This window comes from Streptomyces sp. NPDC002795 (assembly GCF_042888725.1).
Taxonomy (GTDB): Bacteria; Actinomycetota; Actinomycetes; order Streptomycetales; family Streptomycetaceae; genus Streptomyces.
In genome coordinates this window covers 37,219-53,342 of sequence record NZ_JBIAQB010000012.1, presented here as the reverse complement: position 1 = coordinate 53,342, position 16,124 = coordinate 37,219, and the positions used below count along the sequence as shown (strand labels likewise).

At 70.4% G+C, this 16,124-nt stretch carries 6 protein-coding genes and 1 riboswitch; of the genes, 4 read left to right on the top strand and 2 right to left on the bottom strand.

The features are described 5' to 3' along the window. Positions 1-799 precede the first annotated feature (799 nt). On the bottom strand, positions 800-5,872 hold the full coding sequence (locus ACFYWS_RS31510) for a DUF5979 domain-containing protein (protein WP_389282110.1): 5,073 nt from the start codon (positions 5,870-5,872) through the stop codon (positions 800-802). Positions 5,873-6,087: 215 nt separating this feature from the next. Here ACFYWS_RS31510 and ACFYWS_RS31505 point away from each other — a divergent pair, with 215 nt between their 5' ends. Then, entirely contained in the window at positions 6,088-8,583 is a 2,496-nt protein-coding gene (locus ACFYWS_RS31505) for a polysaccharide lyase family 8 super-sandwich domain-containing protein (RefSeq protein ID WP_389282108.1), read from the top strand. Positions 8,584-8,586: 3 nt separating this feature from the next. On the opposite strand, the gene cobN is transcribed toward ACFYWS_RS31505, so the two are convergent. Next, positions 8,587-12,267: a cobaltochelatase subunit CobN gene (gene cobN / locus ACFYWS_RS31500; RefSeq protein WP_389282106.1), complete on the bottom strand. Its 3,681-nt coding sequence runs from the start codon at positions 12,265-12,267 to the stop codon at positions 8,587-8,589. Between the two features lie 51 nt (positions 12,268-12,318). Continuing rightward, a riboswitch (cobalamin riboswitch) is annotated at positions 12,319-12,411 on the bottom strand. A gap of 118 nt (positions 12,412-12,529) precedes the next feature. Here cobN and cobG point away from each other — a divergent pair. From cobG to ACFYWS_RS31485, 3 genes are read left to right on the top strand one after another with little or no spacing between them, the layout of a single operon-like run. After that, positions 12,530-13,762, top strand: coding sequence for a precorrin-3B synthase (gene cobG / locus ACFYWS_RS31495; RefSeq protein WP_389282105.1), 1,233 nt, complete (start codon positions 12,530-12,532; stop codon positions 13,760-13,762). 8 nt (positions 13,763-13,770) lie between these two features. Beyond that, positions 13,771-14,421 (top strand): precorrin-8X methylmutase, encoded by a 651-nt coding sequence (locus ACFYWS_RS31490; protein ID WP_389282103.1) that lies wholly within the window; start codon positions 13,771-13,773, stop codon positions 14,419-14,421. Then, positions 14,418-15,941, top strand: a complete 1,524-nt coding sequence (locus ACFYWS_RS31485; RefSeq protein ID WP_389282102.1) for a precorrin-2 C(20)-methyltransferase — start codon at positions 14,418-14,420, stop codon at positions 15,939-15,941. Before ACFYWS_RS31490 ends, ACFYWS_RS31485 begins: the two co-directional genes overlap by 4 nt. Positions 15,942-16,124: the final 183 nt, after the last annotated feature.

Here is a 16,124-nt window from a genome sequence, read left to right as displayed (position 1 = left end):
CACCAGGGGCCACGCCCGCTCCACATTCGTGTGGGTCGACGGCGGACGGGATGGGAGCTGGGGTTGGGCGGTGGGCTGAGCAGGCGCGAATGTCACGTCGGGCCACTCACGGTCGGTCACTTGGTCGATGGTGCCTCTGTAGCAGGCGTGGCCTCAGAGATTTCCGAGACATCAACGTCGACCTCACACCCCTTGGGCATCTTGTCGGCGGAGGTAGCGCACTTGGAAGGATCAACCTCAGGCTTGCTCTTGCCTGACTGATGCTGTCTCGACTCTTTCTCGGCTGATGTCGAGCTTCCAGACGACGGGGCGCTGTCAGAGGAAGCCGAGCAGGCCGCCGAGCCCAGGACAGCACACAGGACCAGAGCAGCAGAGGCTGCGGCCGTACGAATACGCATGAAAGTCCCCCTGTGTATGGACGCCAGCACGTCCAACTCACCAGTCGATCCGCAATGCCGCCTGCACTGCGTAGGTAATGTACGAAGCATGAGCTGCACCGCAGTGCATGTGTACAGGGGGAACCCGGCATTCAGCAGGCTCGATCACGACCGCTGAAGCCACAGTGGCTACGAAGTTTGTGCCACATCCGTGCCAGGTCGACCGGGGAACCACGGGGAACGGCAGGCATGAAGTCGGCCGCCACGAGGGGGCGTTAAGGCGCTCCCTCGCAGGTCAGACGCCCAACTCCCCCTAGATCACCCGAGCTTCCCAAGCTTAGAGCGCGAGTTCGATTCTCGTCACCCGCTCCACAAAGAAGCCCCAGGCCAGCGGCCCGGGGCTTTTTGCTGTGCGGGTTAGGTCAGGCGCGGCCCCTGCGGGACATCGCGCGGACCGTGAAGCCGGCCGCGAGGGCGAGGACCGTGAGGAGGGCGCCCAGGAGGGTCCAGTCGCGGAAGCCGGTGTCGGCGAGGTGGCCGCCGCCGTCGTCGTGGCCGCCGGTGCCGCCGGACTCCGGGAACGTGTTGGTGACGTGGACCGAGGCGGTGTCGTCGACCGTGACCTCGCCGGTGTCGCCGCCGTCGGAGGTCTCGTAGGTGACGGTGTCGCCGGCCGGGACGTCCGTCTCGGTCACGATGCACTTGGCGCCGTCCGGCACGCTGACCGTGCGCGTCTCGCCGTCCTTCAGCTGGAAGGCGCTGTCGTCCGCCGAGAGCGGCACGTCGCCCTGGTCCGTGGTGCAGGTGAGGCCGAAGTCGTACGGGCCCGCGCCGCCGTTGACGACGTGCTTGGTGACCTTGATCTCGCCGGCCGGGAAGGTGTTGGTGGCCTTGATGGTCGCCGGGTCACCCGTCGCGCCGTCCGCCACGATCACGGCCGGGTTGTCGGCCGAACCGTGGTCGACGACCGCCTCGTCGGCGCCGCCCGTGTCCACCTCGGTGGCCCAGCACTGGGAGTTGACCGGGAGCGGCTTGATGGTGACCGGCTCGCCCGCGGTGACGTCGTACGTCTTGGTGAGGATCCGGTCGGTCGGATTGCCCGCCTCGTCGGGGAGGGCGCAGGAGACCTCGACCTTGAAGGTGCGGTCCTCGGCGTAGTCCGCCGCGTCGCCGTCCAGGGCCTTGGCCAGCCGCAGTTCACCGAACTGGAAGGTGTTGGAGATCCGGGACGTCTCCACCGTCTCCTTGCCGTAGCCCGGTTCGATGGTGACGACCACCGGGTCGGACTTCGGATGGTTGGTGGCGCCGCCCCGCGCGTTGGTCTCCCACACCCGGCAGGTCGCGCCCGCCGGGATGCCGTCGATGGTGACGGGCTTGTTCGCGGAGACCCGGTAGTCCTTGTCGAGGACGACCCTCGGGATCCCGCCTTCGGGCCGGATGGTGCAGGTGACGTGGTACGGGAAGCGCACCTTGCGCAGTCCGTCGTCCAGTTGGTCGGGGTGGTCGCCGAGGTGCTTGACCAGCCGGAGGCTGCCGTAGGCGAGGGCGACTCCGACCTTGATCGGCTCGTTCTTCTGCAGGACGCGCGGAGAGCCCGCGCGGTCGGTGGTCTCGTTGTGGGCGTAGGAGTTCCAGGCGATGGTCGGGTCGCCGTTGTGGGCGACGTCGAGCGGGGTGTCCATCGCGTAGGTGATGTCGACGGTGCCGCCGGGGGCCAGTGGCTGCGGGAACGTCAGGTCCATTTCGGCGCCGACCGCTTTGGAGCTGTAGGCGTCGTCCCAGGTGCCGGAGGGGCACCGGTCGGCGCTCGAACCGGCGCCTCCCATGTCGAGGTCGTCGGTGCACAGCGGCTCGTCGTTCTCGTACGTGGTGGTCATCTGGCCGGGGCTTGTGCCGTCGAGCTGCGGCTCGGAGGCGAGCGTGGGCCGCTTGTCCCAGGCGGTGGCGCGGTCCTGGTCGAGGATGACGCCCTTGTCGCCCTGGACCGGGAACCGGTCGATGATGCGCATGTTGGTGCCGTCCTCGGTGCCCGCGTTCCGCAGCCGCATCAGGTAGTGGTACTGGTCACCGGGGTTGACCAGGGCGATGCACGGGTTGGCGGTGTACCTGCGGCCGGTGGAGTCGGTCGTCATCAGGCAGGAGTCGTCGCCGACGTCGACGGTCTCGCCGGTCTTGGTGTTGTACCAGCCGAGGGCGTCGTTGCCGGAGACCCACTTGCGGGCGCTGAACGCGGCGCCGGACTTGGCCGTCAGCCTCGCGTCGTCGACGCAGTACAGACCGGAGCCGAACATGGCGCCGTTCTCCTCCGCCTCGCTCGCGTCCTCACAGGCCAGGTCCGGGTCGGTCGAGGTGGCACCCATCGTGTTGGTGACGGACTCGTCGGCGCGGATGCCGGCTTCCAGCTTCACGTGGATCTCGATGGTGAAGCTGCCGCCGGGCGGGAAGTTCCAGGCCTTGCCTTCGTCGTCCTTGGAGAAGTCCCAGGTGAGCCCGGAGACCCGGTCGCCTTCGGTGGTCTGCGAGAAGACGGGCGTCGGGATGGCGACGGTGCCGTCCGGCTCCTTCTTGTCGATGATCTTGTACGGCTCGCCGTTGTCGCCCGCGAAGGTGTCGTCGAACGCGATGCCCTCGGGGAGGTCGTCCTTGACGACCAGGTTGGGGACGTTCGCCGTGCCGGTGTTGGTGACCTTCAGATAGAAGGGGGCGTCCTCGCCGGGGGAGAGCACGGTGTCCGGGGTCTTGTCGACGTCGATCTTGGGGTCGCCCTTGACCAGGTCGAGGGTGGCGTTGACCGGGTCGATGTCGCGGGGCTTGTCCTCGTCCTCGACCTTGGTGAGGAACTGGCCGGTGGCGGTGTCCTCCAGGTGGTCCGGGATCGGCTCGCCGTTGCTGCGCAGGGTGGGCCGCGGGCTCACGTCGAGGACGAGGATGCCGGAGCAGCTGTTGTCGCGGCACTCGGGCTTGATCACGTAGCCGTCGTTGGTCGTGCTCGTCGAGGTGTACGTGGCGCGGATGCCGGTGACGTCGGCGGCGTTCACGCCGGACGGCAGGGCGGCATCGGCCGACGGGGTGCCGTCGACCCACTCCCCGTTCACGTACGCGTCGATCTGTACGCGGTTGGCCCCGGCCGGCATCTGGTTGGACTTGATGCCGACGAGGTCGACGGCGTCGAAGAAGTCGTCGTCCTGGTCGACGATCTTCAGGTACTTGGCCGACATGTTGCCCGTGTTGCGGACGGTGAGCGTCATGTCCGCGTGCTGGCGGGGCAGTCCGGCGACGTACTCGGGCAGCTGGCCGGGGGAGATCGCCTTGTTCAGGGAGGCGCCGTCGGCGGCGGGCCCGGTCTCCAGGGTCCTGCAGTCGCTGCCGTTGACGTCACCGCCCTGGCTGTCCTTCGCCGTGACGGAGAAGCAGTTCTGGAACGTCTCGCCGTTCTCGACACCTTCGCGGCGCTCGCCGGTGACGTTGATGGTGACGCTGTCGCCCGGCGCCATCTCGTCGTTGTAGAGCGCGCGTACGCCGGTGGCCCGTGCGAGCACGGCGGCGTCCACGCCCTCGTAGTCGACCCAGGCCTCCGTGTCCGGGTCGTACACCTGGAGGGTCACCGGCGCGTCGGACGGTGAGACGGAGACGGAGGTGATCTCCAGCGTGTCGAAGGGGCTGGCGCTGCCGGGCTTGCCGTCCGCGTCGGCGGACGGGTCGGTGATGACCACGTCGCTCAGCGGCAGGTTGCCGGTGTTCGTGAACTTCAGCTGCATGTCGATGGGCTGGCCCGGCGGGACGTCCGTCTGGCTGACGTTCTTGACGCCGCTGCCGCCGCCGGCCGGGTTCTCGACGACGAGGTTCTGGCACGCGCTGCCGGAGGCGGTTCCGCTGCCGTCGCTGCGGCCCGCGTCGCCCTCCGTACCGGCGCAGTTGCTGACGCCGTCGGCCACGTCCTGTGCGTCGACGTCATCGGTCAGAGTGCCGTGCAGGTCGAGGCCCGCGGTGGCGCCCTCGGCGATGGACGGGTTGCCGTCGGCGTCGACGCCGGTGTAGACGACCTCGACCTGCATGATCTGCTTGCAGTCGTCAGGGACCTCGTAGGTCGCGTTCTCCGTGTAGGTCTCTGTGCGGGTGGATTCGTCCTCACAGGTGACGGTCAGCTTCGCCTCGGTCGCGCCCTCGGGGAAGCGCAGCCGCACCTTGTCGACGTCGAGTTTGTCGAACTCGCTGGTCGCGTCGGCGTCCGGCTCGGTGATCGTCAGCGTCTTCACCTTGAACGGCGACTTGTTCGCCAGGTCGACCTCGGTGCTGACCGGCGAGTTCTCGCCGATCACCGCGTGCTCGTTGGAGCCGTGGGAGAAGTCACCGTTGGTGTCGGCGTAGTACTTCTTGCTCGTCTCCAGGTTCAGGATGTCCGGGAGGATGTCGTACGTGTCGCAGGCCTGCTCGCCGTCGACGTCGCCGTCCGTGGTCTCCTTCGCGGACGGGGTCGCACAGTTGTTGACCGTGATCTTGTCGGTGGGCTCCAGCTTCGAGCCGTCCGAGCGCTTGGTGTCCCGCAGCTTCATGCCGACCTCGACGGTGCCGCCGTTCTCGTCGTACGGCAGCGGGTCGCCGTCGCTGTTGGTGAAGACGACCTCGAAGCCGACGACGTCACCCTCGTCCACGCCTCTGGGCATGGGGAGTTCGCCGGGCTCGGTGATGGTGGCACCGGTGTGCGTCCGTCCGTCCGCCGTAGTGACCACCAGGTGCGCCTGGTCGGCACCCTTCGGAAACGCGGTCACGGTGGCCCCGGTGAAGTCGAAGTACTCGAAGGTCTCCTCGGTGTCGTCGGACACCGACAGCTCGGTGACCTCTGCCGAGGACGAGGAGCTGTTGCGCACGTTCAGCTTGATCGTGGACTCCTCGCCGCTCATCGCGACCGCGGAGCCGTCCTCCCACTCCTTGGTCGTCACCGGCTTGACCACGCGCGGGATGGAGATGGTGACGTCGGAGTCCGAGGTCTTCGGGTCGGCGTTGTCGGCGTCGGCCTGCGCGGTGTTGGTGACGGTGGTGCCGTCCTCCATCTGCGTGTCGGCCGGCACCCGCATCCCGATCTCCACCGAGCCCGCTTGGCCCGCCCGCAGACCGGTCTCGCCCTCCGGGTTCTGCAGGGGCTGCTTGTAGACGATCGTCAGCTGCCGCGTGGCCTCGTCGTAGGTGACATCACGGGTGCTGTCGGACTTCGGAAGGCTGGTCACCTCCAGGCCTTCCGGCAGGGTGTCGGTGACCGTGAAGTTCACGCAGTCCACGTCCAGGCCGGAGCACTGGCCGCTGATCGTGTAGATGAATTCGTCACCGGGCTCCAGCGGCCCGTCGGCATCATTGGTCTTGGTGACGCCGACCGAGCTCATCGGGTCGGCGGCCGCGGCGAGCGGCGCCGCGAGGGCCTGGGAGCCGAGCAGCAGGCCGAGCACCGCCGCCAGCACGACCAGCGGGCGCAAGCGAGAGAGTCTTCCAACCTTGGACATGATCGCGACGGTAGAACTGTGTCCCTTATGTTCCCGTTATGGCATGCCGGATGATTGACGGTCTATCAGGTAATTCGCCCGTTCGGCGGGGTGGCGCCCGCGGGCTGTGACGCGGCTGGCGTACTAGGTGGCGGCTCTTGTTCGGAATCTTCCACTCTGCTTGACTCCGGCCGCGCGTGCCGATCGTGGGCGAACGACGGAGGGACGGACGACCGATGGAGATCACCCGTAGACGTCTGCTGAGTGTCCTCGCCGCGAGCGGGGTGCTCGCGGCTGTGCCCACCCAGTGGGCGAGTGCCGCTCGACTCGCCGATGGGGCCGAGCAATTGCTCGCCAATGCGACCGAGATGTTCGCCGGTAACGCCGCGACCAACGCCCGCGAGGAGACCGCCGGCAAGCTCGCCGCGATCGAGAGGACGGCCCGCACGAACCTCGCCGCGATGGACGCGGCCTCGGGGGACGGCGAGCTGTTCAAGGGCGTGCCGCTCGGCAGCAGCGACCCGAACCTCAACACCACGTACCAGCGGGTGTACGAGATCGCGCTGGCGACGCGTACGCCCGGCATCTCGGCTGACCTGTACGGGAGTCCAGAGGTACACGGCCGTGTCGTCGACGCGCTGGAGTGGCTGCACGAGCGGTACTACGGCGACCAGTCGAAGGGCTATTACGGCAACTGGTTCACCTGGGAGATAGGCGTCTCGCAGCACGTCAGCCGGACACTGGTGCTGCTCGGGGACGCGGCGTCGGCCGAGCTGACCGCCACGTACATCGCTTCCATGGACGCCTATCTGCGCAGCGGCAAGGACGGTGACGTCGACCTCGACTCGCGCTTCCACACCGGCGCCAACCTCGCCGACATCACCACCAACCGCATCCTCCAGGGCGCCCTGACCGGCGACGAGGCCCGCATCCGCAAGGCCCTCACCGACCAGCTGACCGTCTTCGCGACGATCGACCCGTATCACCTGGAGCACGGCGTCACGGACGGGCACTACGCCGACGGCTCCTTCATCCAGCACTCCTCCGTCGCGTACACGGGCTCGTACGGGAAGGGGCTGCTCACGCGCGTGATCCAGACGCTGAAGCTGCTCGACGGGACGGGGTTCGCGTACGGGGACGAGCTGATCCCGACGGTTCAGCGGTGGGTGCGCGACGGGTTCGCGCCGTTGATCTTCGAGGGCTGGATGATGGAGGCGGTGAAGGGGCGGGCCGTGTCGCGGACGGGCAGCGGGTACACCGACTCCGCCACGATCGTCGAGGCCGTGGTCGATCTCGCCTCGCTGTCGAGCGGCGACGAGGCCCTCGCGCTCAAGAAGTACGTGAAGCACATTCGGGCCACCTCGAAGGCGGGTCTCGACCCGGCGACGTTCGTCTCGCCGCTGAGCATCGTCCGCTACGCCGACATCCTCGCGGACTCCGCCGTCCCGGCCACCGACCTCAATCCGCCGGCCCGCTCCGTCGCCTTCAACGCCATGGACCGCACGGTGCACCGCCGCCCCGGATACGCCTTCACGCTGTCCCGCAGCTCGCGGCGCATCAGCAAGTACGAGTACATGAGCGGCGAGAACCTGATGCCCTGGTTCCAGGGGGACGGCGCCCACTATCTGTATTTGAGTGGGCAGGACCAGACCCGGTCCTTCGGCGTCGACTACTTCACCACCGTCTCCCCGTACGGGCTCGCGGGCGTGACCGCGCCCGTCGAACACCGGGGAACGGTCCCGGAGTTGTACGACGGCAAGCTCTTCTACGACAACCCGGACCACCCGCTGAAGTTCACCGCGTCGTCCGAGTCGCAGAACAAGTACGTGTACTTCCCGACGGCCACGCAGGCGTACTCGGGCGGGGCGGTGCTGGACGGGGTGTACGGGGCCGTCGGCTGGGTCGCGTCCGACGACGTGCCGTGGCGGGACAAGCGGGCGGGGCTGCTGCCGGACGACTTCGTGGCGTACCGGAGCGCGCGGGCCACCAAGTCGTGGTTCCTGCTCGACGAGGAGATCGTGGTGCTCGCGGCGGGCGTCGGGGACGCTCCCGGCGGTGGGCAGGCCGTCACGACGACCGTCGACGCGCGCGTGGCACCGGCGGGCGACGCGGTGACCGTGGCCGAGGGCGACGGCTGGGTGCGCTGGGCGGACGGGACGCGGGGCGCGGCCGTGGGATACGTACGCCTTGCGGGGCCGGAGGCGAAGGCGCGGCTGGAGACGGTGACGCGGAGTCGGCGGGTGGTACGGACGTCGAACCCGGACACGGCGGTGACGAAGCAGGTGTTCTCGCTGGCGGTCGAGCAGCCGTCCGGAGCCAAGCCCGCTTCCTTCGCGTACGCGCTGCTGCCGAACGCGTCCGAGGCCGTGGTGCGCGGGTACGAGGGGGTGCGGGTCCTCGCGAACACCCCGCGGTCGCAGGCGGTGGGCCACGAGGGGCTCGGCCTCACGGGTATGAACACCTTCACCGGGGGCGAGCACCATGTGGCGGGGCTCGCGGTGGAAGGACCCGCGTCCGTGCTCGTGCGCCGGGTGGGGCGGGAGGTGACGGTCTCGGTGTCCGATCCGACGACCGAACGCGACGCGGTGACGCTGGTGCTGCGCGGCCGCCGCCTGCGCAAGGCCAGCGGCGACGACGCGGTGCGCGTCACCGCCGTGCCGGGCGGCACCCGGATCGACGTCGACACGCACCACGCGTACGGGCGGAGCTTCGGCGTGACGCTGAGGCCGTGAGGCCTACTCGTCGGACTCCAGGTCGCCCTCCGCCTCCAGATACACCTGGCGGAGGGCGTCCAGCGTCTGCGGGTCCGGCTTCTCCCACATGCCGCGGGACTCGGCCTCCAGGAGCCGCTCGGCGATGCCGTGCAGGGCCCACGGGTTGTTCTCGCTGAGGAACTTCCGGTTCGTCTCATCAAGGACGTACGTCTCGGTCAACTTGTCGTACATCCAGTCGGCGATGACGCCGGTAGTGGCGTCGTAGCCGAACAAGTAGTCCACCGTCGCGGCGAGTTCGAAGGCGCCCTTGTAGCCGTGGCGGCGCATCGCCTCGATCCACTTGGGGTTCACGACGCGGGCCCGGAACACGCGGGACGTCTCCTCGACGAGCGTGCGGGTCTTGACCGTCTCGGGACGCGTCGAGTCGCCGATGTACGCCTCGGGGGCGGTCCCCCGCAGCGCGCGCACGGTGGCGACCATGCCGCCGTGGTACTGGAAGTAGTCGTCGGAGTCGGCGATGTCGTGCTCGCGGGTGTCGGTGTTCTTCGCCGCGACCGCGATGCGCTTGTAGGCCGTCTCCATCTCGGTGCGGGCGGACTTCCCTTCGAGCCCGCGGCCGTACGCGTAGCCGCCCCACACCGTGTAGACCTCGGCGAGGTCGGCGTCCGTGCGCCAGTCCTTGGAGTCGATCAGCTGGAGCAGCCCCGCTCCGTACGTCCCCGGCCGCGAGCCGAAGATACGGGTCGTCGCACGGCGCTCGTCGCCGTGTTCGGCCAGGTCGGCCTGGGTGTGGGCCCGTACGTAATTGATCTCGGCCGGTTCGTCGAGCGACGCGGCGAGGCGCACCGCGTCGTCGAGGAGGCCGATGGTGTGCGGGAACGCGTCGCGGAAGAACCCGGAGATGCGCAGGGTGACGTCGATACGGGGGCGGTTCAGCTCCTCGTACGGGATCGGCTCCAGGCCGGTGACGCGGCGCGAGGCGTCGTCCCAGACCGGGCGGACGCCGAGGAGGGCGAGGGCCTCCGCGATGTCGTCGCCCGCGGTGCGCATGGCGCTCGTGCCCCAGAGGGAGAGGCCCACGGAGGTGGGGTACTCGCCGTTGTCGTCCTTGTACCGGGTGAGCAGGCTCTCGGCGAGCGCCTGGCCCGTCTCCCAGGCGAGGCGGCTCGGGACGGCCTTCGGGTCGACGGAGTAGAAGTTCCGCCCGGTCGGAAGGACGTTGACGAGTCCTCGGAGGGGCGAGCCGGAGGGGCCGGCCGGTACGAACCGGCCGTCGAGCGCGCGGACGGCGTTGTCCAGTTCGGCGGTGGTGCCATCAAGGCGGGGCACGACCTCGCGGGCCGCGAAGTCGAGAATGGCGGCCACACCTTCAAGCCCCGCCGGCGATTGAGGCGCGGGGTCCGGGGCGGAGCCCTGTGGCGTGGGAACGGACGCGGCGACAACCTGCGGTACCGCCGCCGGGTCCCAGTCCGCCGCCTCCATCGCCTCGACGAGCGCGCGGGCCGCCCCCTCCACCTGGTCCGCCGCGGAGCGGGTCGCCGCGGATTCGTCCAGGCCGAGCGCCTCCCGCAGACCGGGAAGCGCCTGGGACCCGCCCCAGATCTGCCGGGCCCGCAGGATCGCCAGGACCAGGTTGACCCGGTCCGCCCCGGAGGGCGCCGCGCCGAGAACGTGCAGGCCGTCGCGGATCTGGACGTCCTTGATCTCGCAGAGCCAGCCGTCGAGATGCATGATGAAGTCGTCGAAGCCCTCGTCCTCGGGCCGGTTCTCGATCCCCAGGTCGTGGTCGAGCTTCGCGGCCTGGATGAGGGTCCAGATCTGGGCCCGGATCGCCGGCAGCTTCGCCGGGTCCATGGACGCGATCTGGGCGTGCTCGTCGAGGAGTTGCTCAAGGCGGGCGATGTCGCCGTAGGAGTCCGCGCGGGCCATCGGCGGCACCAGGTGGTCGATGAGCGTGGCGTGCACGCGGCGCTTGGCCTGCGTGCCCTCGCCGGGGTCGTTCACGAGGAATGGGTAGATCAGCGGCAGGTCGCCCAGCGCCGCGTCGGGCGCGCAGGCCGACGACAGGCCCGCGTTCTTGCCGGGCAGCCACTCCAGGTTGCCGTGCTTGCCCAGGTGGATCATCGCGTCGGCGCCGAAGCCGTTGTCTTCCGACGACGCCGCGATCCAGCGGTACGCCGCCAAGTAGTGGTGGGACGGCGGGAGATCGGGGTCGTGGTAGATCGCGATCGGGTTCTCGCCGAAGCCGCGCGGCGGCTGGATGAGGATGAGCAGGTTCCCGCGCCGCAGGGCGGCCAGGACGATGTCGCCCTCGGGGTTGCTCGACCGGTCGACGAACATCTCGCCGGGCGGCGGGCCCCAGTGCCGCTCGACCGAGGACCGCAGTTCCTCGGGAAGCGTCGCGTACCAGCGCTTGTAGTCGGCGGCCGGGATACGGACCGGGTTCTTCGCGAGCTGTTCCTCGGTCAGCCACTCCTGGTCGTGGCCGCCCGCGTCGATGAGCGCGCGGATCAGCTCGTCGCCGTCTCCGGAGGCCAGGCCGGGGATCTCGGCCGTGTCCCCGAAGTCGTAGCCCTCGTCGAGGAGCCGGCGCAGCAGCGACACCGCGGAGGCCGGGGTGTCCAGGCCCACCGCGTTGCCGATGCGCGAGTGCTTCGTCGGGTACGCGGACAGGACGAGCGCGAGCTTCTTGTCCTGCGCCGGGATGTGCTTGAGGCGGGCGTGCCGTACGGCGATCCCGGCGACGCGTGCCGCGCGCTCGGGGTCGGCGACGTACGCGGGGAGCCCGTCCTCGTCGATCTCCTTGAAGGAGAACGGGACGGTGATGAGGCGGCCGTCGAACTCCGGCACCGCGATCTGGCTCGCGGCGTCCAGCGGCGACACGCCCTCGTCGTTGGCCTCCCAGTCGGCGCGGGAGGAGGTCAGGCACAGGGCCTGGAGGATCGGGACGTCGAGCTGCGTGAGCGCGCCCGCGTCCCACGACTCGTCGTCGCCGCCCGCCGAGGCCTCGGCGGGGCGGGTGCCGCCCGCCGCGAGGACCGTCGTGACGATCGCGTCGACCGGGCGGAGCGCGTCGATCAGCTCCGGCTCGGGGGCCCGCAGCGACGCGACGTACAGCGGGAGCGGCCGGGCTCCGGCGCGCTCGATCTCGTCGCAGAGGCCGTGCACGAACGACGTGTTGCCGCTCATGTGGTGGGCGCGGTAGTACAGCACGGCGACCGTGGGGGCGCCGTCGTGCTGGGTGGAGGGCTCGCGCTCCAGCTCGCCCCAGGTCGGCGCGGCGACCGGCGGCTCGAAGCCGTGGCCGGTCAGCAGCACCGTGTCCGAGAGGAAGCGGGCCAGGTGGTCCAGGTTCTGCGGGCCGCCGTGCGCCAGGTACTTGTGGGCCTCGGCCGCGATGCCGATCGGCACCGTGGACGTCGCCATCAGCTGGGCGTCGGGGGCCTGTTCACCGGTGAGGACGACGAGCGGGATACCGGCGGCCGCCAGCCGGTCGATGCCGTCCTGCCAGGCGCGGACGCCGCCGAGGAGGCGTACGACGACCAGGTCGGCGCCGTCGAGGAGGCCCGGCAGGTCCGTCTCCACGTCGATGCGGGAGGGGTTCTCGAAGCGGTAGGCGACCGGTGCGTCGGCGGCGTTCGCCGCACGGGCGCTGAGCAGGTCGGTGTCCGACGTCGACAGGAGCAGGAGCTGCTGGGGCATGCGTCGTCTGGCCTTCCTCGGGGTGTCCGCGCCCCGGGTGGTCGTGGAAGGGAGTTCCTGGCTCACCTCTGCTTCGTGAAGCGGACTTCGTGAAGCGGAGGTTCACAGTGGCGGGACCGCGCCGGAATCGCACCGGGCTTCCTCCCCTGTCGCCGTTTCCGGCGATGGCCGACCGGGTCCGGTCAGCCACCGAGCATCGTACGGTGCCGGGCGACGACCAGGCACGGGGTGGTGGAAAGAGCCCATAGGTATGCTCCCCGGCATGTCCCCCTCCCCCATATCCGTCCCGGGCACCGGCTCGGGCGACGCCTGCCCCGGCACTTTGCGTCTGCACAGTGCCGATGACGGGTTCCTCGCGCGGGTGCGGGTCCCCGGCGGGGTGCTGACCGTGGTCCAGGCTCGGGCGCTCGCCGCTGCGGCGAGGCGGCTCGGCGACGGCATGCTGCACCTCACCTCGCGGGGGAATGTGCAACTGCGAGGGTTGCGGGACGGGTGCGGGGGTGAGCTCGCGGAGGTTCTCGGGGCGGCGGGGCTGCTGCCGTCGGCGGCGCACGAGCGGGTTCGCAACGTGGTGGCTTCGCCGCTGTCCGGGCTCGACGGTCGCGGGTTCGTGGACGTACGGGAGTGGTTGACCGGGCTTGACGCGGCGCTGTGTGCGAGTTCCGTCACGCCGGAATTGTCCGGGAGGTTCCTGTTCGGTCTTGACGACGGGCGGGGGGACGTGGCTGCGCTTGCGCCGGATGTGCTGGTTCGGGGGGTGCCGTCGGGGGAGGCGGAGGTGTCCCTCGGTGGGGCGGCGGTTCGGGTTCCGTACGGCCGCGCCGCGGAGGTTGCGGTTGCCGCGGCGGAGGTGTTTCTCGCGGCTGCGCGGAAGGTGGGTGGGCGGGTTTGGCGGGTCCGTGAACTCGGCGCTTCCCACGCGGAGTTGGCCGGGCTCCTGGCCGCCCACCCGGCGTTGACGCCACGGGGCTCCGCCCCGGACCCCGCGCCTCAAACGCCGGCGGGGCTGAAAAATCGGGGCTCCGCCCCGGGCCCCGCTGCTCAATCGCCGCAGGGGCTTGATTCCGATCGGCCGGAGGTCACCGTGCCGTTCGGGGCCATCGGGGAGGCCCAGTGGGATGCCCTGACCTCGCTGGCCGAGGCGCTTCCGCAGCGGGAGTTGCGGCTCACGCCCTGGCGTGGCGTCGTCGTCCCCGGAGCCACCGCGGAGCACCTCGCGCGGCTCGCCGACACCGGACTCGTGACCGACCCCACCTCCCCCTGGACCCGCGTAGCGGCCTGCATCGGGCGGCCCGGCTGCGCCAAGGCGCACACCGACGTACGGGCCGAAGCCACCACGCACCTCGCTGACGCGCACCCGCTCCTGCCCACCTACTGGTCCGGCTGCGAACGCCGCTGCGGGCACCCCGTGGGCCCTTACGTAGACGTCGTGGCGCAGCCCGGCGGCGGATACACCACCACCGTTCCCTCCGTCCCCCACCACACCGAGAGCTGAGAGCAACCGTGTTCGACTACGAGAAGGACGGCGCGGCGATCTACCGCGAGTCCTTTGCCACGATCCGCGCGGAAGCCGCGAGCGGACTCGCGGCGCTGCCCGCCGACGTCGCCCAGGTGGCGGTCCGCATGATCCACGCCTGCGGCCAGGTGGATCTCGTCCAGGACATCGGCCACTCGACCGGCGTCGTGGCGAACGCGCGGGCCGCGCTGCGCGCCGGGGCGCCCATCCTGTGCGACGCCCACATGGTCGCCAGCGGCGTCACCCGCAAGCGGCTGCCCGCCGACAACGAGGTCGTCTGCACCCTCCGGGACCCTCAAGTACCCGGCCTCGCGGCCGAGTTGGGGACCACCCGTAGTGCCGCCGCGCTCGAACTGTGGCGTGACCGGCTCGACGGCGCCGTCGTCGCGATCGGCAACGCGCCCACCGCCCTCTTCCATCTGCTGGAGATGATCGCGAAGGGCGCGCCGAAGCCCGCCGCCATTCTCGGCATACCCGTCGGCTTCGTCGGCGCCGCCGAGTCGAAGGACGCGCTCGCCGCGAACGAACTGGGCCTCGACCACCTCGTCGTACGGGGACGCAGGGGCGGCAGCGCCATCACCGCCGCCGCGCTGAACGCGATCGCGACCGAGGCGGAGATCATGGAGGACCGGGCATGAGCAACACCCCTTCCCAGCAGGGAAAGCTGTACGGCGTCGGGCTCGGGCCAGGCGACCCGGAGCTGATGACCGTCGCCGCCGTGAAGGCGATCGCCGCCGCCGACGTCATCGCGTACCACTGCGCGCGCCACGGGCGTTCCATCGCCCGCTCGATCGCCGCGGAGCACATCCGTGCGGAGCAGATCGAGGAGCGGCTGATGTATCCGCTCACGGTGGAGACGACGGATCACCCGGGCGGCTACCGGGGCGCGCTCGACGACTTCTACGAGGAGGCGGCGGCCACGCTCGCCGCGCACCTCGACGCCGGGCGTACCGTCGCCGTGCTCGCCGAGGGCGACCCGATGTTCTACGGCTCGTACCAGCACATGCACAAGCGGCTCGCCGACCGCTACGAGACGACCGTCATCCCCGGTGTCACGTCCATCAGCGCCGCCGCCGCGCGGCTCGGGCAGCCGCTGTGCGAGGACAAGGAGACGCTGACCGTCATCCCCGGCACGCTCCCGGAGGACGAGCTGGCCGCGCGGATCGCCGCCGCGGACTCGGCTGTCGTCATGAAGCTGGGGCGTACGTTCACCAAGGTGCGGGCCGCGCTGGAGAGTTCGGGGCGGCTGGACGACGCGCGCTACGTCGAGCGGGCGTTCATGGACGGCGAGCGGACCGGCGCCCTTGCCGACATCGACCCGGCGTCCGTGCCGTACTTCTCCGTCGCCGTGCTGCCCTCCCGGGTCGACGCCGAGCCGGTCGAGGCGCCGGACCCGGCGCGCGGCGAGGTCGTGGTCGTCGGCACGGGGCCCGCGGGCGCGCCCTGGCTGACGCCGGAGTCGCGCGGCGCGCTGGCGAACTCCGACGACCTGGTCGGATACACCACGTACCTCGCGCGCGTCCCCGAACGTCCGGGGCAGGTGCGGCACGGCTCGGACAACAAGGTCGAGTCCGAGCGCGCCGAGTTCGCCCTCGACCTGGCCCTGCGCGGGCATCGCGTCGCGGTCGTCTCCGGGGGCGACCCGGGCGTCTTCGCGATGGCCACGGCGGTGCTCGAAGTCGCCTCGGAGGAGCGGTACTCGGGCATACCGGTGCGGGTGCTCCCCGGTGTCACCGCCGCGAACGCCGCCGCGGCGAAGGCGGGTGCGCCGCTCGGCCACGACTACGCGACGATCTCGCTGTCCGACCGGCTGAAGCCGTGGGAGGTCATCGCGGAACGGTTGCGGACGGCTGCCGCGGCCGACCTGGTTCTCGCGCTCTACAACCCCGGTTCGCGCAGCCGTACGTGGCAGGTGGGCAAGGCGCGCGAGCTTCTCCTTGAGCTGCGGCTGCCGGATACGCCTGTGGTGTTGGCGCGGGATGTGGGCGGGCCGGAGGAGGCGGTCCGGGTCGTGCGGCTCGCGGACCTGGATCCGGAGGTCGTCGACATGCGGACGTTGCTGATCGTCGGGTCGTCGCAAACCCAGGCGGTGGTCCGGCCGGACGGGACCAGGGTGGTGTGGACGCCGCGCCGCTACCCCGAACCCGGCACCGTGTAACGGCCACGGGGCTCCGCCCCGGACCCCGCGCCTCAAACGCCGGCGGGGCTTGATAGTGCTCACCCGCCACAGGGGCTTGATTGTGCGCACTTCTCGCCCCACGGCGCCGAGTGGGCATTTCAAGCCCCGCCGCCCCATGTCCGGCGAGTAGGTATTTCAAGCCCCGGCCGCCCCACGGCAGCA

What these genes read in the sequence shown, in the direction of transcription:
- ACFYWS_RS31510 (WP_389282110.1), bottom strand. Translation starts at nt 5,872, where the DNA reads ATGTCCAAGGTTGGAAGACTCTCTCGCTTGCGCCCGCTGGTCGTGCTG.
- ACFYWS_RS31505 (WP_389282108.1), top strand. Translation starts at nt 6,088, where the DNA reads ATGGAGATCACCCGTAGACGTCTGCTGAGTGTCCTCGCCGCGAGCGGG.
- cobN (WP_389282106.1), bottom strand. Translation starts at nt 12,267, where the DNA reads ATGCCCCAGCAGCTCCTGCTCCTGTCGACGTCGGACACCGACCTGCTC.
- cobG (WP_389282105.1), top strand. Translation starts at nt 12,530, where the DNA reads ATGTCCCCCTCCCCCATATCCGTCCCGGGCACCGGCTCGGGCGACGCC.
- ACFYWS_RS31485 (WP_389282102.1), top strand. Translation starts at nt 14,418, where the DNA reads ATGAGCAACACCCCTTCCCAGCAGGGAAAGCTGTACGGCGTCGGGCTC.